Here is an 18,197-nt window from a genome sequence, read left to right on the forward strand (position 1 = left end):
CTCGACACGCTTTTCGTCGAGTTGACACCCCTACTCACATGTGGCCCGCTCTTGGTGCGGCTCGTGATGGGACCCCACCGCCAACGCAACCCTCATACAAAACAGGCAGCCGCTCTACGCAACAGGCGTGCCATCAACCCGCCCCCAGCGCTACCCCCATTTCAGATTGCCGGGGTCTGGGGCAGAGCCCCAGGGGAAGCACGCAACGCAACCAGGCCGCCCGCAACAGCAACCACCACAAAAAGCCGCGCTACTCCTTGGCCAACTCATCCAAAACAACCTGCAAATCCGAAGCCAAAACAGGCACCAAAAAGGCAGCAGCAACCCGATGCTCCTTGTCCACAACAAAAGTGGACGGCACCGAATTAGCCGGAACCCCCTTGAAAACATTGATAAAACTACGAGCAGAAGCATCATAAATAGACGGATAGGTCAAAGACCGATCCTTCATAAAATCCCGAGGATGATCCTTGGAGGTCTCCTTGACATCAACCCCGACAACCTGAGTCCCACCATCAAAGATCTTCTGCATCTCAGGAGCTTCAGTCCGACAGGGCCCACACCAGGCCCCCCAAATGTTGATCACAACAGGCTTCCCCGCGTAATCAGACAGCCGAACGGTCTTGCCGTCTTCGAGCAGGGATTCGCCTTCAAGCCCCTTGAGCTCTTTGCGCTCACCAGGTGCATACCGGATCTCGACCTTCCCCCCAGGAGCAACGAGGTAAAAATCCCCGCCACCAACCTGAGCAGCGTCCTTCCCGGTAGTACACCCAGCCAACAACAACAAAACAACCAAAAACCGCTTCATGCCCCAGTCACCCGAGGATTGGTAGCCCCAACAGGCTCAGAATAAGAAATCCGAACCAACTGCTCACCCTCAAAGATCAACGAGGTGAGAGAAGCCAGCGAACACTCCCGACGACGAGGGTCGTGCCACATCCGCTTCCCCTCCAAAAACCGCCGCACAGTCCAAATCGGCAACTGATGCGAAACGCAAACAGCCTCATGCCCCTCAGCCGCAGCCCGAGCCTTCTGCACAGCGCCAAGCATCCGATGAGCGATCTCGATGTAAGGCTCACCCCAGGAAGGCCGGAACGGGTTGACCAGCTTCGGCCAGTGCTGGGGAGACCGAAGAGCACCATCCCCCACAGCCACCTTCAACCCCTGGAACTGGTTGTCGGCCTCGATCAACCGCTCATCGGTCGCCAACTCCAGCCGATGCGAGTCGGCGATGGGAGAGGCAGTCTGCTGTGCACGGTCCAAAGGCGACGCGACGACGTGCACGATGTCGTGATCGGCCAAGTGTTCGGCGACGGTCAGCGCCTGCTTCTGCCCGCGCTCGGAGAGCTTGAAGCCGGGCAGGCGGCCGTAGAGGATGCCGGTCGGGTTGTGCACCTCACCGTGGCGCAACAGATGAACGACGGTGCGGGTCACTTGCGGGCCTCCTTGGCGGCACGGGCCGCGTGCGGCAGTGCGTCGGCGATCACGGCGAACTCCTCTTCACCCATGGCGGCGTTCACGAACCACGCTTCGAACGCCGACGGCGGGGCGTAGACGCCTCGTTCCAGCAGTGCGTGGAAGAACGGCGGGAAGCGCCACGTCTCGCACGCCTGGGCGCCCGCGTAGTCCTTCACCTCGGTAGAACCGAAGAACACGCTCACCAGGTTCCCGGCGAACTGCACGCGGTGCTCGACACCGGCGTCGGTCAGAGAAGACGTGAACAACGCGCCCAGCCGGGTCGCGTTGCGGTTCAGGGCCGCGTAGACGTCGTCGTCGGCCGCGCGCAACGTGGCGAGACCTGCGGCGACGGCCACGGGGTTACCCGACAACGTGCCGGCCTGGTAGACGGGGCCGGAGGGCGCGAGACGGGCCATCACGTCCGCACGACCGCCAAAAGCAGCCGCCGGCAGGCCGCCCGACATGACCTTGCCGAACGTGTAGAGGTCGCCGCGCACGCGCTCCAGGCCGTACCAGCCGCCGCGTGAGACGCGGAAGCCCGTCATGACCTCGTCCATGATCAGCAACGCGCCGTCGGCGTCGCAGAGCGCGCGCAGCGACTCGTTGAAGTCGGGGGAAGGCGCGACGGCGCCCATGTTGCCCGCCGCGGCCTCGGTGATGATGCACGCGATCTCGCCGGGGTTCTCCTCGAACGCCGCGCGCACCGCCTCGACGTCGTTGTACGGCAGCACGATCGTGTCCTCGGCCTGCGCGCCCGTGACGCCCGGCGAGGAGGGCAGGCCGAGGGTCGCGACGCCGGAGCCCGCCTGGGCGAGCAGCGCGTCGACGTGGCCGTGGTAGCAGCCGGCGAACTTGATGACCTTGCGACGCTCGGTGAAGCCGCGCGCGAGGCGGATCGCGCTCATCGTGGCCTCGGTGCCCGAGTTGACCAGGCGGACCTGGCGGACCGGCTCGACGCGGTCGATGATCTCGGCCGCGAGCTCGATCTCACCCTCGGTCGGCGTGCCGAACGACAGACCGGACTCGGCCGCCTTCTGCACCGCGGAGACCACCGACGGGTGCGCGTGCCCGAGGATCATCGGACCCCACGACGACACCAGGTCGACGTACCGGTTGCCGTCCGCGTCCCACAGGTGCGGGCCCTCGCCCCGAACCATGAAACGCGGGGTGCCGCCGACGGAGTGGAACGCCCGCACCGGAGAGTTGACCCCGCCGGGGGTCAGCGTCGACGCGCGCTCGAACAGGGCCTGGGATCGACTCGCAGTCACGTACCCCAGTCTCACATGTCGGAGTCGGCGGCTTTCTGCGGCCGGGTGCGCACGGCCAGCATGACCTGGCGCACAGCGTCCAGGACGAGCACCGCGGCGAGCGTGGCGGCGCCGACGGCGGTGCCCAGCCAGTTGCCGTGGTAGCGCGTGGAGACCAACGGCTCGCGGCCCTCGAACGGGTACTCCAGCCGCACGACACCGCGGTTCCAGCACCACACGGCGACGATCACCAGCAGGACGATCGCGACGGCCTCGCCCGCGGCGATGAGCCACCGCTTGGGCTGGTGCAGGCCCGGTCCGGCCGGCACCTCCTCGGGCTCCACCACGACGGTCTCCGGCTCGGTCACGGCCTCTGTCACGTCGCTCACCTTCTCACGACCCGCCGCAGCCCGGCGAGCAAGGCTTCCGGATCGCGCGCCCACGCCAGCACCACCGTGCCGTCGACCAGCCGCAACGGCACCGCGGTCGTTCCCTTGGGCACCGACCAGCCGCCACCGAGCACCTTGGCGCCGGTGGGCGCGCCGACGTCGGTGAACGCCTCGATCATCGCGACGGGCAGCTTCTCGCGCCCGAACCGGGCGTCCTCGGCCGTCAGCTCGATGCTGCCGGTCTTCACCCGCAGGTTCACCCACACCACCGCGCAGAGCGTCAGCACGAGCCCCACGATCGTCCACAGCGCCGCGGACGCGGGCCCGGTGATCAGCTCGACCAGGTACCCGCAGACGGCGAACGCCGGCCCCCACAGCAACGGCCACCAGCTGCTGCCGGACTCCCGGTAGAGCACTAGCGGACGTACCTGTTCGACGCGGGCAGGAACTGCAGCACCACGGCCGCGACCGTCAGTCCGATCACGACGACGCAGATCGCCGCACCCGGCTGCCACACCGGCAGCTGCAGTTCGAGCGCCAGCGTCACGATCATCGACAGGATCCCGAGCCCGCCGAGGATGGTCAGCAGGATGCGCGCCCAGTTCTGCCCGTTGCGCAGCACGACGGCGAACGCGATGTACGGCGCGGCCGCCACGAGCATCCCGAAGCCCGACATCACCGCGATGGTCCGCAGCCCGAGCTCACCGGCCCGCCTGCTCTCCTCGGTGATGGTGCGGTCGCCCGCGATCAGGTGGTCGGCGTTGACCAGCAGCAGCACGGGGACCACCGCGACGGACAGCAGCGCGCCCGCGATCCAGATCCACATGGCGGCGGTGATCGTCGGCGGCCGCGGCGGCGCCATCTCCTGCGGCAGCACGGGCGCGAGCGGCGTCATCGCGAAGCTCGCCTGGCCGACGTGGTTCACCTGGTACTGGCCGGTGGGCGGGTACTGCCCGGTGGGTGCCGGAGGGTAGCCGCCGGCCGGGTTCTGCCACTGCACGTCGTTGCCGGGGTTCTGCCACGGGTCCTGCGGATGGGTCACGGCTCACGCACCTCCGCGAGCCACTTTGCCGTACTCGTCTGCCACGTGAAGACGATTGCGGCGCAGAGGAGCAGCAACGTGACCAAGTTCGACGCGCTGATGCCGACGAACAGGATCCAGACCATGTGCGCGATCGCGACGAACGACATCGTGATCCGCGCCCAGTTCTTCCGCTTCAGGAACAGGCGGGTCAGCAGGACGTAGGCCACCACGAAGACCAGCGCGACCGCGGTCAGGGTGGCGAGGAAGCTCGTGACCTGCCCGGACGTCCAGTCCGTCAGCCGCTGCACCTCACCGCGCTGGAACCACAGCCCCGCCGTGGTGAACAGCACGAAGACGGCGGTCGCGAGCCACAAGCCGGTCGCGATGCGGACCGTCCGGGGTGTGTCCTGAGCCTTCACGTCAGCTGCTCGCGCTCGGACAGGTAGTCGGTCGACTGGCGGAAGTAGAACAGCACGAGGCCGGACACGGCGATAAGCGCCGTGACGATGCCGAGCGTGTTGGTGATCATCTGGAAGAACAGCCCGATCAGCAACGTGATCATCAGGCCGGTGCGGCTCTTCCTGATCCCCGACCTGACCTTGCCGGCCAGCCAGATGGCGAGGCCCGCCAGCACCACCGTCACGACCAGCGAGACGATCACCAGGCCGTTCATCGTCGAGGCGATCATGTCCGGCGTGATCTTCTGGTCCGTGTTGGCCCGCACGGCCGCGTCGATCAGCGCCTGCTTGTTCAGCAGCACGAACAACGCGGCCAGCACGCCGAGCGCGGAGCCGGCGGCGACGAGCCAGTAGCCCAGCTTGATCGTGAGAGGGGTGCCCGATTCCTTCGGAGACGTCACGCTCGCGAACCTATGTGCGCAGGAAGTCGCTGTCCACCGCGACCCGCTTCGCGAAGTGCCAGGACACCCGGTACATCAGCACGATCGCGGCCGCGTCCAGCACGGTGGTGACGAAGGTGACGCCCAGGTCGACCGGCCGCATCTCCACGCCGAGCGACGCCGCGACACCACTGGCCCAGGCGACGAGCCGGAACAGTCCAAAAGCGACGGACGCGGCGCCCAGCACCGTCAGCACGATCCTGGCCCAGTTGCGGCCGCGCGCCATCGTGTTGGCCAGCCGCGTGTACGCGACGAGCACGGCGAGGGCGATCACGAGTCCGAAGAGGACACCGCCGTTCACGCCCGCGTCGATCTGGTCCTGGCCCAGCTCCGGGTTCTGCCGCCGCGCCTCGGCCACGAGCGTCTCGCGGTCGAAGAGCTGCGCGACGAACCGCAGCATGCCGACGCACGCGCTGGCGATCCACAGCCAGCGCGCGACGTCGACCAGCTTCGGCGGGCGCTCTACCTGTCCAGCCATCGGGCGGCTTCCACTGCCCAGTAGGTGAGCACGATGTCCGCGCCTGCCCTGCGGATGGAGGTGAGCGACTCCAGGATCGAGCGCTCGCGGTCGATCCAGCCGTTCTGCGCGGCGGCCTCGATCATCGCGTACTCACCCGAGATCTGGTACGCCGCAACGGGAACGTCCGAGACCTCGGCGACCGCGCGCAGCACGTCCAGGTACAGCAGGGCGGGCTTGACCATGACCATGTCCGCGCCCTCGGCGAGGTCCAGCTGCACCTCGCGCATCGCCTCGCGGGCGTTCGCGGGGTCCTGCTGGTAGGTCTTGCGGTCACCCGCGAGCTGCGACTCGACGGCGTCGCGGAACGGGCCGTAGAACGCAGAGGCGTACTTGACCGCGTACGCGAGGATGCCGGTGTCGGCGAAGCCCGCGACGTCGAGTGCGTTGCGGATGAACGCGATCTGGCCGTCCATCATGCCGCTGGGGCCGACGACGTGGGCGCCCGCGCGGGCCTGGGCCACGGCCAGTTCGCCGTACGCCTCCAGGGTCGCGTCGTTGTCCACGGTGCCGTCGGGCGCGAGCACGCCGCAGTGGCCGTGGTCGGTGAACTCGTCGAGGCAGCAGTCCGACATGAGCACGGTGCTGTCGCCCAGCTCCGCGCGCAGGTCGTTCAGCGCGACGTTGAGGACGCCTTCCGGGTCGGTGCCGGCGGAACCGACGGCGTCGCGCTCGGACGGGACGCCGAACAGCATGATGCCGCCGACACCCGCCTGCACGGCCTCGACCGCGGCCTTGCGCAACGAGTCGCGCGTGTGCTGCAGGACGCCCGGCATGCTGCTGATCTCAGCGGGCTCTGCCAGGCCTTCCTTGACGAACATCGGCAGCACGAGCTGACGGGGGCGCACCTCGGTCTCGGAGACCAGGCGGCGCATGGCGGGCGTCGTGCGCAGACGCCGCGGCCGGTGAAGTGGGTACATCTCGCTGACTCCCTGACGGAAGAGAGTCGAAGGGGCCGCTCAAAGGATCTTGAGCGGCCCCGACGGCTTCGTTGACTTAGCTGCGGCGCAGACGCTTGGTCTTGCGCGGAGGAGGCAGCGCTCCCTCGGCGCGCAACCGGGCGGCGTGGGCGGCCAGCGCGTCGACCAGCGCGGGCACGTTCGCCTCCTCGGGCTGCACGTCGACCCGGAGGCCGAACTCCCGCGCCGTCTCGGCGGTCTGCGGGCCGATGCACGCGACGAGCGTGCGGGCGTGCGGCTTGCCCGCGATGCCGACCAGGTTCCTGACCGTGGACGACGAGGTGAAGCACACCGCGTCGAAACCGCCGGACTTGATCATCTCGCGGGTGTCGGCGGGCGGCGGCGCGGCACGCACGGTGCGGTACGCCGTCACGTCGTCGATCTCCCAGCCACGTTCGCGCAGGCCCGCGGCCAGCGTCTCGGTGGCGATGTCGGCCCGCGGCAGCAGCACGCGGTCGACCGGGTCCAGGATGTCGTCGTACGGCGGGAAGTCGTTGAGGAGACCCTCGGACGACTGGTCACCGGACGGCACGAGCTCGGGGATGATGCCGAACGAGCGCACCTTCGCGGCCGTGGCCTCGCCGACGCAGGCGATCTTCACGCCGGAGAACGCGCGGGCGTCCAGGCCGAACTCGCGGAACTTCTCCCACACCGCGCGGACGGCGTTGGTCGAGGTGAAGACGACCCACTGGTAGCGGCCGTCGACGAGACCCTTGACCGAGCGCTCCATCTGCGCGGGGCTGCGGGGCGGCTCGACCGAGATCGTCGGCACCTCGACGGCGATCGCGCCGTGCGAGTGCAGGCGCTCGGACATCGCGCCGGCCTGCTCCTTGGTGCGCGGGACCAGCACTCGCCAGCCGTACAGCGCCCGCGACTCCCACCAGGAGAGCTTCGAACGCGCGGCGGCGGCGGCACCGACGGTGACGACCAGCGGGCCGCCCATCTCACCGGCGTCGGCCGCGACGGCGGCCAGCGTGGTGTCGACGGTGCGCTGCTGGAAGCCCGTGCCCTCGGCGGTCACGGCGACCGGGGTCTGCGGCGCGAGGCCGTTCTCGACCAGGTTCGACGCGGCCTCTGCCAGGTGCGAACCGGTCGCGTGCAGCACCAGCGTGCCGGGCGAGGCGGCGAGGCCCGCCCAGTCCGTCACGGCGCGCACGTCGACCTCGGTGTGCACACCGCCGAGCGCGACGCCCGCGTACGCCGGAACCGCGGTGCCGGAGGGCACACCGGGAACGACGTCGAACGGGATCGTCGACTTGGCGACGGCCTGCGCCTCCTTGACGACCGAGTCGAGCGTCAGCGGGTCACCCGCGACGAGGCGGACGACGGTGAAACCGTTCTTCGCCTCGTTCACCAGGTCCTTGGCCACGTCGGCGGACTCGCCGACAGCGGGGCGGACCTCGACTCCCTCGGCCACGGTCGCGAGGACGTCCGAGGGGACGTCCGGGTCGGTGACCACGATCTCAGCCCTGGTGAGCAAGTCGTGGGCCCGGACCGTGAGCAGCCCGGTGTCGCCGGGGCCGGAGCCCACGAAGGCGACGCGTCCGGGGGTCTTGCGTGCGCGGGTCATCAGGGCACTCCCCATCGATTACGCCTCTGGGCCGCTCAGCACAGCGGCCCCGAGGTCGAGCAACTCGGCGGCCAGCGCCCGGCCGAGTCCCTCAGCTTCGGTCAAGTCACCGGTGGCGGACGCGCGGAGGAGATCGTTCTCCGGCGTCGCTGCGACCCCGCGCAGGGAAAGTCGGTACACGACCTTCCCGTCGTCGTCGAGGTCTTCCACCACATCGGCCAGCGCGCCGACCGGCGCGCTGCAGCCCGCTTCGAGCGCGGCCAGCATGGCGCGCTCAGCGGTCACAGCGGCCCGGCTGGCCGAATCGTCCAGAGTGGACTGGATCAGGTGCTCGGCGTCGACGTCGTCGACCCGGCACTCGACTGCCAACGCACCCTGCGCGGGTGCGGGAAGCATCTGGATGGGCTCCAGCGTCTCGGTGATCTCGGCGACGCGACCGAGGCGCGCGATGCCGGCGCGGGCCAGCACCACCGCGTCGAGCTCGCCGCTGCGGACCTTGCCGATGCGCGTGTCCACGTTGCCGCGCAACGGAACGATGTTCAGCCCGAGGCCCAACGCCTCCAGCTGAGCGGCGCGGCGCGGGGACCCGGTGCCCACAGTGGACCCCGGCAGCAGCTCGCCGAGCGTGAGTCCGTCGCGCGCCACGAGGGCGTCGCGCGGGTCCTCGCGCTGGGGCACCGCCGCGAGCACCAGACGGGGGTCCGGCGCGGTCGGGAGGTCCTTGTAGGAGTGGACGGCGATGTCGATCTCGCCGTTCGCCAGCGCGTCGCGAAGGGCCGACGTGAAGACGCCGATGCCGATCTGCGCGATCGGCGCGTCGGAGAGGTCGCCCGGCGTCTTGATGACGACGATCTCGACCTGAGCTCCGGCAGCCCTGAGCGCCTCGGCGACGGTCCCCGTCTGCGCGAGCGCCAGTGCGCTGCCTCGGGTACCCATCCGTAGGGTGCGGGTCACCGCGTTTCACCATCCACTGAAGACTTGGTCTGACTGACGGCCCCAGGCGTCTGGGGGTCGAGCCCGAACAGCTCGCGGAGAGCCTCCGCGTAGCCGGTACCACCAGGGGCGGAGGCGAGCTCCTTCACCCTGACGGTCGGCGTGTGCAGGAGCTTGTCTACAACGCGGCGCACCGTCTTGGCCAATTCACCGCGTGTCGCGGCGTCCAGTTCGGGAAGTCGCGAATCAAGACGGAGCAGTTCGGCGTCGACCACCTCGGCCGCGCGCTTGCGCAGGGCCGTGACGGTCGGCGTGACCTCGGCGGACCGCTGGCCCGCGAGGTAGGCCTTCACCTCGTCGGCGACCAGCGTGGCCGCGAGGCGGGCGTCCTGGCCGGCTGGCGCGTCGGAGAGACGGCGCTGCAGCGTTTCCAGGTCCACCACACGAACGTTCGGCAGCTCGGCCGCGGCCGGGTCGACGTCCTTGGGCAGCCCGAGGTCGCACATCACGAGCGGCCGCGAGCGCTTGCTGATCATGTCCGCGCGGACCGTCGTGCCGACCGAGCCGGTGCACGCGAAGACGATGTCCGCGAGGTCGATCTCGACGGCCAGCGCGGACAGGTCGACGGCCGTCGCGGGGACGCCCTCGGCCTTCAGCGACGTGGCCAGACGCACACCGTTGGCCTGCGTCCTGTTCGCGATGACGACCTCGCCGATGCCCGCGCGGCGCAGGTGGGCGGCGGCAAGGCCGCCCATGGCGCCGGCGCCGACGAGCAGCGCGCGCTTGCCGACGAGGGTGCCCAGCTGGGCCTCCGCGTCACCGAGGGCCTCGGACACGACCGACGCGCCCGCGTGGTCGATGCCGGTCTCGGTGTGCACGCGCTTGCCGACGCGCAGCGCGTTCTGCGTGAGTTCGTGGACGGTCTTGCCGACGGTGCCCGCCTCGTCCGCCGCCGCGTACGCACCGCGCAGCTGGCCGAGGATCTGGGACTCGCCGACGACCATCGAGTCGAGGCCGGCCGCGACGGAGAACAGGTGCTCGACGGCAGCGGCGGCGTAGTGCACGTAGAAGTGCTCGTAGAGGGCCTGGGGCTCGATCTGCGCGTGCTGCGCGAGAACCTCGACGACCTCGGACATGCCGCCGTGGAACGACTCGACGACGGCGTAGACCTCGACCCTGTTGCAGGTCGACAGGACCATCGCCTCGGAGACGCTGGACGCGGCGAGCAGCTGACCGAGCACCTTCGGCAGGTTCGGCTCGGCCACCGTGACGCGTTCGAGGACCGGGACCGGGGCGGTGCGGTGCGACAGACCGACTACGAGCACGCTCATGCAGTCATCACCACGTCTGCCGGAGCCGTTTGGCTCTCGCTCACGGGCGAATCACCATCCCGTCCACACCGAGTCCGTTGTTGCCGACCGAGACGCTGGCAGCCTCGTCCGCACGTCGAGCGACGTGGAACGACAGGATCTGCATCTCGACCGCCAAGTCAACCTTGCGCACCTCGACGTTGTCTGGAACCTGAAGGACAACCGGTGCGAAATTAAGAATGCACTGGACGCCCGCAGATACCAAACGGTCGCAAACCGACTGGGCGGCGGGCGGCGGCGTCGCGATGACGCCGATCGACACCTCGCGCTCCAGGCAGACGGCGGTGATCTCGTCGATGTGGTTGACGGGGATGCCCCCAACAGGGATTCCGACGAGATCGGCGTCCACGTCGAAGAGGGCGGTGACCGGGAACCCGCGGCCGGGGAAGCCGCCGTAGTTCGCGAGAGCGTGACCAAGGTTACCGATGCCGACGACGGCCACGGAGTGGTTGCGCGTGAGGCCCAGGATGCGCTCGATGTGGCTGACGAGGACCTCGACGTCGTACCCGACGCCCCTGGTGCCGTAGCTGCCGATGTAGCTCAGGTCCTTGCGGAGCTTCGCCGCGTTGACGCCGGCCGCCTGGCTCAGTTCCTCGCTGGAGACCGCCGTGACGCCCTGGTCGGCCATGCCGGACAGGACGCGGAGGTAGACGGCGAGCCTGGCCACCGCCGCCTCGGGGATCGCACGGGCGCGCTCCCTGTCGGCAGGCTCCGCAGGGGTGGTGGTCGTCTCACCTTCGCCCCGCTGTGATGCCACGCTCTCCGACCTCCGGGTGTGCTTCACCGCAGGAAGTCCGCGGCGCTGGTGATGAACACACCGTACCGCTTGTGAACGCATGCACAAAGTCGGTGATCGGGTGTCACAGCACCGGTGACAGGGCGTGACCAGCGCTTCCTCGGTTCATGATCACTACGGGGTGAGTTCCTACTCGACGGTGAAGGTGACCGAATGCCATCCCGTCGCACCGTCGGGAACCGGGTCGAGGCGCGCCTGGTCCTGGGTCAGGCCGGACTTGTCGGTGGCCCTGCACTCGACCGTGTGACTGCCCTGCCGGAGGTCCACCTCGACCCGCCACATGCGCCAGGTCGTGTCGCTGACGTCGGTTCCGAGCACGGCCTCCTGCCACGGCCCGCCGTCGATGCGCACCTCGACCTTGGCCACGCCCTTGGGCTGCGCCCACGCCGTTCCGGCGATGACCGACTTCCCGGGAACCTTCTGCATCCGCTTGGGGCGGTCGATGCGCGAGGACGCCTTGATCGGCGCCCTGGTCGCCCAGCCGCGCGGGATCCAGTAGCCCTGGTCCTTCGCGAACGTGGTGACGTTGAGGTCGGTGACCCACTTGGTCGCGGACACGTAGCCGTAGAGGCCCGGCACCACGAGCCGCGCCGGGAACCCGTGCTCCGCGGGCAGCGGCTCGCCGTTCATGCCGATCGCGATCAGGCCGTTCTCCAGGACGTAGTCGAGCGGGCTGCCGGCCGTGAAGCCGTCGTCGCTGGTGCTGAACAGCTGGTCGGCGCCCTGCTTGACGCCGGCCTCCCGCAGCACGTCGCCGATCCTGATGCCGACGAAGTTGCCGGTGGAGATGTACGGGCCGCCGACCTCGTTGGAGACGCACGTCAGCGTGACGGTCTCCTCCACCAGGTCCCGTCGGCGGATCTCGTCGAACGTGAGCACCATCGGCCGCTCGACCATGCCGTGCACCCGCAGCGCCCACTCCTCGGCCCGGATCCGCGGAACGCTCAGCGCGGTGTCGATCCGGTAGAAGTCCTTGCCGCTGGTGATGAAGCTCGGGGTGCCGTCCTTCACGAAGTCGGCGCCGAGCGGGATCTCCGGCGCCTTGGTCTTGGGCGTGAGGTCGCCGACGGCCTGCCTGCTGCCCTCGACGTCCGTCCGCGCGCCGAAGACCTGCCCCACGACCCCCGCCGTGACGGCCAGGCCCGCGGTGATCAGGAACCCGCGCCTGCTCTCGCTGTCCTGGGCCTGCACGTGCAGGTAGCGGAACACGTAGACACCCGCGGCGGTGCTGGCCACGGGCGCGAGCAGGGCGAGCTGGCCGACGTCGGGCCTGGTGACGACCGCCGCGAGGCCGGCGAACCCGAGCAGCACGACCACCAGCGTGCCCGGCGCGGGGCTGTTCCTGCTGGCCAGGCCCGCCCCGACGGCGACGCCCACGAGGACTACGGCCATGCCGATGAGCAGCACGAGCTTGTCCGCGGTGCCGAACGTCTCGACCGCGAAGTCCTTCAGCCAGGACGGCGTGAGGTCGATGAACGCGTTGCCCACGGCGAGGTACGGCGAGGCGCTCAGACCCACGAACGCCGCCACCAGGTGCCCGGCCGCGAGGGAGGCGGCGAGCGCGAGCAGTCCGGTGAGGGCGGCCTTGGCGGGCTTCATGCCTCTAATTCGACACCAGTGGGGCGGTGGTTCGCCGAAGTCGTAAGGGGGCGGTAATCAACTTCCGGGGTGGGCGGGGTCCAGTCCTGGCCGCCGGTCCCCGCACGTCTAGGCGAGGGCCGCCCGCAGGCGGTCCTCCTCCACCTTCCAGTACCCGTGCTCGGCCCCGTCCACCAGGAACACCGGCACCCGGTCGCCGTACTCGGCCCGCAGCTCGGGGTCGCTGTCGACGTCCTCGACGGACCAGGTGGCGCCCACCTCCGCGCAGATCCGCTCGATCTCGACGGCGGCCTCCTCGCAGGAGTGGCACGACACCCGGCTCATCAACGTCACGTGGTGGGACATGCCCTCATGCTCCCAGGGGCTTGCGGAGCACCGCACGCGCCAGCTTGCCGGTCGGCGAGTGCGGCAGGGCCGGGGCGAACTCCACGACCGCCGGCACCTTGAACTTGGCCAGGCGGGCGGCGCAGTGGGTGACGACGTCCTCCGTCGACAGCTCCTGGCCGTCGCGCAGGACGATCACGACCTTCACCGACTCGCCGGTCCTCTCGTCCGGCACGCCGACGGCCGCGGCCTCCAGGACCCCGTCCAGCTCGCCGACGACCTGCTCGACCTCGTGCGGGTAGACGTTGAAGCCGTTGACGATGATCAGGTCGCCCGCGCGGTCGACCAGGTGCAGGTCGCCGTCGGCGTCGATGAAGCCGACGTCGCCCGTGCGGAACCAGCCGGAGGAGTCCGGGCCGTGCGCGCCGTCTGGCCAGTAGCCGCTGAACAGGTTGTCGCCCTTGGCCGAGACCAGGCCGGTGCCGGGCTCGTCCTCGTCGATGTCGAGCACCGAGCCGTCGGTGTCGACCAGGCGGATCTCGACGCCCGGCAGCGCCTGGCCCACCGAGCCCGGCTTCGGCACGCCGCCGACCAGCGTGGACGTCAGCACCGGGCCGGTCTCGGTCAGGCCGTAGCCCTCGTAGACCGGGATGCCGATCGCGCCCTTCATCTCCGCGATGACGCCCGCGGGCAGCGGGGCGGCGCCGGAGGTGAACAGGCGGACGGTGGCGAGCTTCTCGCGCAGCAGGTCGACGGGGTGGGCGAGCATCGCCCGGTACATGGGCGGCACGCCGACCATCGTGGTGACGCGGTGCTCCTCGATGACGTCCAGCACGGTGGACGGGTCGAAGCGCTCCAGCAGGACCGCCGTCGCACCCGCGCCCGCCGCCTGGAGCAGGCCGGGGCCGAGGCCGTAGACGTGGAACAGCGGCAGCGCGAGCAGCACCCTGTCGCCCGCCGTCACGGGGGCCGGGCGCAGCGCGGCGCACTGCGTGACGTTCGCGAGCAGCGCGCGGTGGGAGAGCATCGCGCCACGCGGCACGCCGGACGTGCCGGAGGTGTAGCCGAGGACGGCCAGGTCCTCGCCGCCGCGGACGGCCTCGAAGGGCTCGGCGGTGGCCTCGACGTCGGGGACGTCGATCACGGTCGCGTCGGAGCCCTCGCCGTCGCCGACGAGCAGCGCGGCGCCGGAGTCGGCCAGGATGCGCTGGAGCTCACGCGGCGGGTTGCCGGGGCCGGTGGGGACCACGACACCGCCCACGCGGAGAATTCCGAACACGGCGACCACGAACTCGGGGCTCGTGGGCAGCCGTACCGCCACCCGGTCGCCCGATTCGAGTCCGGAATCGGCCAAACGGCGGGCGAAAGCGTCGACCGCGCGGTCGATGGTTTCCCACGTGAGGCTCTTTCCGCTCGCCACGTCGACCAAGGCGACATGGCCTGGTCCCCGCTGTGCCGAGGCACGAACCAGATCTGAGACATTGCGAGCGGAAGTCAACATGGCCTCCTCATGAACAACTGGACGCTTCGAGCAGTCTTCCACGCGTGACGGGCGTCATGAAGTCGCGGTTCGCACGTCTCCACACAGCAAGCCCGTCCGCTACCTACTACGGAGTAACAACACGTATGCTGCCGCCACGGCGACTCTGTGGAGGTGCCGCGAGCCGATGACCGCGCGGGCACGACCGAACACGATCAGGACCACCCGAACCATGACGGGGGGTCAGCACGACGACGCCGACGAGCCGTGGCAGCTCGTCAAGGCCGCCCAGGAGGGTGACACCGGGGCGTTCGGAGTGCTGTACGACAAGTACGTCGACATGGTGTTCCGCTATGTCCTCTTCCGGGTGGGCGGCGATCGCGCGTTCGCCGAGGACGTGACCAGCGAGACGTTCCTGCGCGCGCTGCGGAGCATCGGTTCGGTCAGCTACCAGGGCCGTGACGTGGGCGCGTGGTTCGTCACGATCGCCCGCAACATCGTGTTCGACCACGTGAAGTCGAGCCGCTACCGGCTGGAGGTCACGACCGCCGAGCTCCAGGACAACCGCGAGGAGACGAGCGGTCCCGAGCAGGAGGTCATGACCGAGGCGACCAACGCGGAGCTGCTCCGGTGCGTTTCCCAACTGGGTGACGACCAGCGCGAGTGCATCACGCTGAGGTTCATCGAGGGCAAGTCGGTGTCCGAGGTCGCGCAGCTCATGGACCGCAACGAGGGCGCCGTGAAGGCGTTGCAACACCGGGCCGTACGGCGGCTCGCACAGATCCTCCCGTCCTGGTTGCGGTGATCGCGATCGCAGGGGCGTAACCCAAAGCAGATCAACTTCGTTACTCGGGCTGAGATGGACGGCAAGGGAAGAACACCGCGGTGGCGGCAGACGGAGCACGAGCGATTCGCCCGTGCCGTTGAAGGCGGCCCACAGCCGCTGGGGAACGACGACCTCGCTGAGGACCTCGCGATCGTCGAACTCCTGCGGCGGATGGACGTCGGCCCGGACGCCGAGACACGCGAACGGATGAAACAGCGCATCCTCACCGCGCCACCGCCGGAGAAGCCATTGGTGCTCTCGTCGGTAAGACGCGTGGGAGCGCGCGGGCGGGTGGCGGTCGCGGCAGCCGCGGTCCTCTGCTTGCTGTTGTCCCTCACCGGTATGAGCGTGCTGCTCAGCCGTGACGCGCTCCCGGGAGACCCGCTCTACGGCGTGAAGCGCACCACTGAGAGCGCCTCGCTCGGCCTGACGTTCGACGAGCAGGACCGAGCCCTCAAGCACCTCGAGTTCGCCGCCTCCCGCGTCACCGAGATGGAGACGCTGGCCGAACGCGCATCGGACTCGTCCGCGCAGCTCACGGCCCTGTCCGACCTCGACACGGACGCGGTCGAGGGCTCCCGCCAGCTCACCACGTACGCGACGGCGTCCGACAAGGCCGCGCTGCCGGACCTCCGCGACTGGGCGCTCGGGCAGTACGAGAAGCTCGGCACGCTGAGGCCCCGCCTGCCCGACGACGCGCGGGCCCACGCCGAGACCACGATGTGGCTGCTGGCGAGCATCGCCCAGCGCGCCCACGACCTGGCCGCACGGGCGGGCTGCAACGTCGTGACCAGCGGTTCCTCGGACACGCTCGGCCCGTTGCCTGCCAAGGACGACTGCGTATCGGTCGTCCCCGACCCGAACTCGTCGCCGGGCAGCAGGCCGTCCTCGGTGGCGCCGACCCAGTCGGGCGTGCCGGTTCCGTCCGGCTCGGCGAACCCGTCGGTGCAGCCCACGCAGTCGGTCGCGCCGGGCTCCTCCGCCGCGCCGACGTCGAAGCCGGGCACCTCCACCCAGCCCTCGACCAGCAAGCCGGGGATCACGATCCCGCTGCCCCTCCCGCTGCCGAGCATCTCGCTGCCGCTGCTGCCGGGCATCAGCTTCGGCTGAGCACGGCTCCTCGCAGGATCGCGAGCTCCAGCGGTGACGCCTGCTCGCGCCAGCGGTGGGCGACCGCCGCGTAGGTGGTGACGTCGTGCCAGCGGCCCTGCGTGTGGAACAGCTCGCGCAGGGTCGCCTCGGGTTCGAGGCCGGCTCCGGTCATGACGCCGCTCATCATCGCGTGGTCCGCCCGATGCCCCGCCCACACGCGGTGGATGCCGAGCGGGCCGAACGCGTGCGCGAACAGCAGCCTGCCCGCCTCCGACCCGCAGCCCTTCACGGGCGAGCCGGGAAGGATCACCAGGCCGGTGCACATGGCGTTGCTGCCGTACTCCTCCAGCAGCAGGCCGATCATGCCCGCCATCGTGTCGTCGTCGTGCGTGGTGATCGCGAAGACGAGCTTGCGCGGGGTGGGCGTGTAGAACGAGGCGGTCGCCTTCTCCGGGCTCATCCGGTCGACGCCGAGGTACCGCGTCAGCACCGGGCTGCCGTAGATGCGCTGGTAGACGGGCAGGTCCTCGTCGGAGAGCGGGCGCAGCCGGACGTGGGGGCCGATGAGCACGGTCACGGTGCACCGCCGACGAGCTGTTCGAGGTCGACGTAGTGGCGACCGGACGGCTGGGGCCTGCCGAGGAGGATCCGGCGGGCGGCGTCGGTGACGATCGCGCCGCCGAGCATCGTGCCGGAGGCGAGCTGCGGCCAGCTGCTCAGCGTGCGGCCGATCTCGGTCATCGCCTGCGCGAGCGCGGGACTGATCCGGCTCCCGTCGACCATCTGGACCATGAGCTCCACCATGGCGGCGCGGTCGAGGTGCGCGACCTCGGCCGACGTGACGTCACCGATCCGGCCGTGGAACAGCGGCCGGTCGGGTTCGAGGTCGAACCGCTCGACGTCGAGCAGGCCGCGGTCGTTGGTGTCCATCAGCACGGGGATGCGCCGTTCCCGCGCCTGCTCCCGTGCCGCGATCTTGACCCACGCCGTGTCGCACTCCTCCACGACCAGGTCGACGCCGTCGAAGAACTCACCCGTGGAGTCGCCGGTCAGGCCCTCCCGCCAGATCTCGACGTCCAGGTACGGGTCCAGTTCGAAGAGCTGCCGCGCGCACAGGACCGTCTTCTCGACGCCGAGCTCGTGCACGCCGGTGCGCAGCCGGTTGAAGTTCGAGAGACCGAGGCGGTCGAAGTCGGCGAGCCGGAACGCTCCCCCGACGCCCTCCATCGCGGCGGTGAGCGCGGCGCTGTTGCCGACGGACAACCCGATCACCGCGACGCGCTTGCCGAGGAGCACCTGCTGCTCCTCGCGCGTGATCTTGTTCCGGTTGCGGTCGGTGCGGACGAACCGGAACTCGTCGCGGGGCAGGACGTGCACGAGCCGCCCGCTCCAGGGATAGAACGCCCACGTTCCGTAATCGGCGGGATCGCGCCCCTGGAGCACCTCGGCCTTGGCGGCGGCCCACTCCGCCGGTGTTCTGACCCGGCCCGGCCCGCGGGCCGAGATCAACTCTTCGAGCTGCTCGTCGATGCGGTCGTGCACCGCTGTGACCCGGTGGTTCGCGAACAGGTCGGCGAGCTGGTCCACGTCCAGCAGCTCGGGACGCCAGGACTCGGCGTCGAAGTTCTCGGTTAACCGGGAGGAAGCTGAAACGATCATGGTCATGATCCAAGTAGATCATTCGTGTACGCCGAACGGCGTACACCACTCCGTGG

Annotated in this window: 21 protein-coding genes; 2 read left to right on the forward strand and 19 right to left on the reverse strand. The window is 69.7% G+C overall.

Annotated features, from left to right (window positions below; all coding sequences use genetic code 11):
• Positions 1 to 250 precede the first annotated feature (250 nt).
• From ACFWN2_RS37340 to ACFWN2_RS37420, 17 genes are all read right to left on the reverse strand, one after another.
• Positions 251 to 808, reverse strand: a complete 558-nt coding sequence (locus ACFWN2_RS37340; protein WP_382435283.1) for a TlpA family protein disulfide reductase — start codon at positions 806 to 808, stop codon at positions 251 to 253.
• Positions 805 to 1,434 carry a histidine phosphatase family protein gene (locus tag ACFWN2_RS37345; protein ID WP_382435284.1) on the reverse strand — a complete coding sequence of 210 codons (630 nt, stop codon included), beginning with the start codon at positions 1,432 to 1,434 and terminating at the stop codon, positions 805 to 807. Before ACFWN2_RS37345 ends, ACFWN2_RS37340 begins: the two co-directional genes overlap by 4 nt.
• Positions 1,431 to 2,726 carry a glutamate-1-semialdehyde 2,1-aminomutase gene (gene hemL / locus ACFWN2_RS37350; protein WP_382435285.1) on the reverse strand — a complete coding sequence of 432 codons (1,296 nt, stop codon included), beginning with the start codon at positions 2,724 to 2,726 and terminating at the stop codon, positions 1,431 to 1,433. Before hemL ends, ACFWN2_RS37345 begins: the two co-directional genes overlap by 4 nt.
• A gap of 11 nt (positions 2,727 to 2,737) precedes the next feature.
• On the reverse strand, positions 2,738 to 3,085 hold the full coding sequence (locus ACFWN2_RS37355; RefSeq protein WP_382435286.1) for a hypothetical protein: 348 nt from the start codon (positions 3,083 to 3,085) through the stop codon (positions 2,738 to 2,740).
• 5 nt (positions 3,086 to 3,090) lie between these two features.
• A complete protein-coding gene (locus ACFWN2_RS37360; RefSeq protein ID WP_382435287.1) occupies positions 3,091 to 3,510 on the reverse strand; it encodes a hypothetical protein in 420 nt (139 codons plus the stop codon).
• Positions 3,510 to 4,136: a hypothetical protein gene (locus ACFWN2_RS37365; RefSeq protein WP_382435288.1), complete on the reverse strand. Its 627-nt coding sequence runs from the start codon at positions 4,134 to 4,136 to the stop codon at positions 3,510 to 3,512. Before ACFWN2_RS37365 ends, ACFWN2_RS37360 begins: the two co-directional genes overlap by 1 nt.
• Entirely contained in the window at positions 4,133 to 4,537 is a 405-nt protein-coding gene (locus tag ACFWN2_RS37370) for a hypothetical protein (protein ID WP_382435289.1), read from the reverse strand. Before ACFWN2_RS37370 ends, ACFWN2_RS37365 begins: the two co-directional genes overlap by 4 nt.
• Positions 4,534 to 4,977 (reverse strand): hypothetical protein, encoded by a 444-nt coding sequence (locus ACFWN2_RS37375; RefSeq protein WP_382435290.1) that lies wholly within the window; start codon positions 4,975 to 4,977, stop codon positions 4,534 to 4,536. Before ACFWN2_RS37375 ends, ACFWN2_RS37370 begins: the two co-directional genes overlap by 4 nt.
• A 10-nt stretch (positions 4,978 to 4,987) precedes the next feature.
• Positions 4,988 to 5,494 (reverse strand): hypothetical protein, encoded by a 507-nt coding sequence (locus tag ACFWN2_RS37380; RefSeq protein ID WP_382435291.1) that lies wholly within the window; start codon positions 5,492 to 5,494, stop codon positions 4,988 to 4,990.
• Positions 5,479 to 6,453: a porphobilinogen synthase gene (gene hemB, locus ACFWN2_RS37385; RefSeq protein ID WP_382435292.1), complete on the reverse strand. Its 975-nt coding sequence runs from the start codon at positions 6,451 to 6,453 to the stop codon at positions 5,479 to 5,481. The genes ACFWN2_RS37380 and hemB overlap by 16 nt, the downstream gene beginning before the upstream one ends.
• Before the next feature lie 76 nt (positions 6,454 to 6,529).
• Positions 6,530 to 8,062: a uroporphyrinogen-III synthase gene (locus ACFWN2_RS37390; RefSeq protein WP_382435293.1), complete on the reverse strand. Its 1,533-nt coding sequence runs from the start codon at positions 8,060 to 8,062 to the stop codon at positions 6,530 to 6,532.
• Between the two features lie 18 nt (positions 8,063 to 8,080).
• Entirely contained in the window at positions 8,081 to 9,016 is a 936-nt protein-coding gene (gene hemC / locus ACFWN2_RS37395) for a hydroxymethylbilane synthase (RefSeq protein WP_382435294.1), read from the reverse strand.
• Positions 9,013 to 10,326, reverse strand: coding sequence for a glutamyl-tRNA reductase (locus ACFWN2_RS37400; protein WP_382435295.1), 1,314 nt, complete (start codon positions 10,324 to 10,326; stop codon positions 9,013 to 9,015). Before ACFWN2_RS37400 ends, hemC begins: the two co-directional genes overlap by 4 nt.
• A gap of 40 nt (positions 10,327 to 10,366) precedes the next feature.
• Positions 10,367 to 11,122: a redox-sensing transcriptional repressor Rex gene (locus tag ACFWN2_RS37405; protein ID WP_382435296.1), complete on the reverse strand. Its 756-nt coding sequence runs from the start codon at positions 11,120 to 11,122 to the stop codon at positions 10,367 to 10,369.
• A gap of 168 nt (positions 11,123 to 11,290) precedes the next feature.
• The gene (locus tag ACFWN2_RS37410; RefSeq protein WP_382435297.1) at positions 11,291 to 12,760 is read right to left on the reverse strand and encodes a molybdopterin-dependent oxidoreductase; all 1,470 of its coding nucleotides are present in this window, start codon (positions 12,758 to 12,760) and stop codon (positions 11,291 to 11,293) included.
• A gap of 108 nt (positions 12,761 to 12,868) precedes the next feature.
• Positions 12,869 to 13,105 (reverse strand): glutaredoxin family protein, encoded by a 237-nt coding sequence (locus tag ACFWN2_RS37415; RefSeq protein WP_382435298.1) that lies wholly within the window; start codon positions 13,103 to 13,105, stop codon positions 12,869 to 12,871.
• 4 nt (positions 13,106 to 13,109) lie between these two features.
• Entirely contained in the window at positions 13,110 to 14,585 is a 1,476-nt protein-coding gene (locus tag ACFWN2_RS37420; protein ID WP_382435299.1) for an AMP-binding protein, read from the reverse strand.
• A 211-nt stretch (positions 14,586 to 14,796) separates the two neighbouring features.
• Here ACFWN2_RS37420 and ACFWN2_RS37425 point away from each other — a divergent pair, with 211 nt between their 5' ends.
• Both ACFWN2_RS37425 and ACFWN2_RS37430 read left to right on the forward strand, forming a co-directional pair.
• A complete protein-coding gene (locus ACFWN2_RS37425) occupies positions 14,797 to 15,369 on the forward strand; it encodes a sigma-70 family RNA polymerase sigma factor (RefSeq protein WP_382435300.1) in 573 nt (190 codons plus the stop codon).
• 54 nt (positions 15,370 to 15,423) lie between these two features.
• Positions 15,424 to 16,500, forward strand: a complete 1,077-nt coding sequence (locus tag ACFWN2_RS37430) for a DUF5667 domain-containing protein (protein ID WP_382435301.1) — start codon at positions 15,424 to 15,426, stop codon at positions 16,498 to 16,500.
• On the opposite strand, the gene ACFWN2_RS37435 is transcribed toward ACFWN2_RS37430, so the two are convergent.
• Both ACFWN2_RS37435 and ACFWN2_RS37440 read right to left on the reverse strand, forming a co-directional pair.
• On the reverse strand, positions 16,487 to 17,059 hold the full coding sequence (locus ACFWN2_RS37435; RefSeq protein ID WP_382435302.1) for a GNAT family N-acetyltransferase: 573 nt from the start codon (positions 17,057 to 17,059) through the stop codon (positions 16,487 to 16,489). The two genes, ACFWN2_RS37430 and ACFWN2_RS37435, sit on opposite strands and share 14 nt — an antisense overlap.
• Positions 17,056 to 18,141: a ThiF family adenylyltransferase gene (locus ACFWN2_RS37440; protein ID WP_382435303.1), complete on the reverse strand. Its 1,086-nt coding sequence runs from the start codon at positions 18,139 to 18,141 to the stop codon at positions 17,056 to 17,058. The genes ACFWN2_RS37435 and ACFWN2_RS37440 overlap by 4 nt, the downstream gene beginning before the upstream one ends.
• Positions 18,142 to 18,197: the final 56 nt, after the last annotated feature.

The organism is Lentzea sp. NPDC058436, assembly GCF_042721515.1.
Taxonomy (GTDB): Bacteria; Actinomycetota; Actinomycetes; order Mycobacteriales; family Pseudonocardiaceae; genus Lentzea.

Bases quoted from the DNA above. Each gene is read 5' to 3' on its own strand.
- ACFWN2_RS37420 (WP_382435299.1), bottom strand. From the start codon at position 14,585: ATGTTGACTTCCGCTCGCAATGTCTCAGATCTGGTTCGTGCCTCGGCA.
- ACFWN2_RS37430 (WP_382435301.1), top strand. From the start codon at position 15,424: ATGGACGGCAAGGGAAGAACACCGCGGTGGCGGCAGACGGAGCACGAG.
- ACFWN2_RS37400 (WP_382435295.1), bottom strand. From the start codon at position 10,326: ATGAGCGTGCTCGTAGTCGGTCTGTCGCACCGCACCGCCCCGGTCCCG.
- ACFWN2_RS37390 (WP_382435293.1), bottom strand. From the start codon at position 8,062: ATGACCCGCGCACGCAAGACCCCCGGACGCGTCGCCTTCGTGGGCTCC.
- ACFWN2_RS37340 (WP_382435283.1), bottom strand. From the start codon at position 808: ATGAAGCGGTTTTTGGTTGTTTTGTTGTTGTTGGCTGGGTGTACTACC.
- ACFWN2_RS37425 (WP_382435300.1), top strand. From the start codon at position 14,797: ATGACGGGGGGTCAGCACGACGACGCCGACGAGCCGTGGCAGCTCGTC.
- ACFWN2_RS37380 (WP_382435291.1), bottom strand. From the start codon at position 5,494: ATGGCTGGACAGGTAGAGCGCCCGCCGAAGCTGGTCGACGTCGCGCGC.
- ACFWN2_RS37410 (WP_382435297.1), bottom strand. From the start codon at position 12,760: ATGAAGCCCGCCAAGGCCGCCCTCACCGGACTGCTCGCGCTCGCCGCC.
- ACFWN2_RS37415 (WP_382435298.1), bottom strand. From the start codon at position 13,105: ATGTCCCACCACGTGACGTTGATGAGCCGGGTGTCGTGCCACTCCTGC.
- ACFWN2_RS37440 (WP_382435303.1), bottom strand. From the start codon at position 18,141: ATGATCGTTTCAGCTTCCTCCCGGTTAACCGAGAACTTCGACGCCGAG.
- hemB (WP_382435292.1), bottom strand. From the start codon at position 6,453: ATGTACCCACTTCACCGGCCGCGGCGTCTGCGCACGACGCCCGCCATG.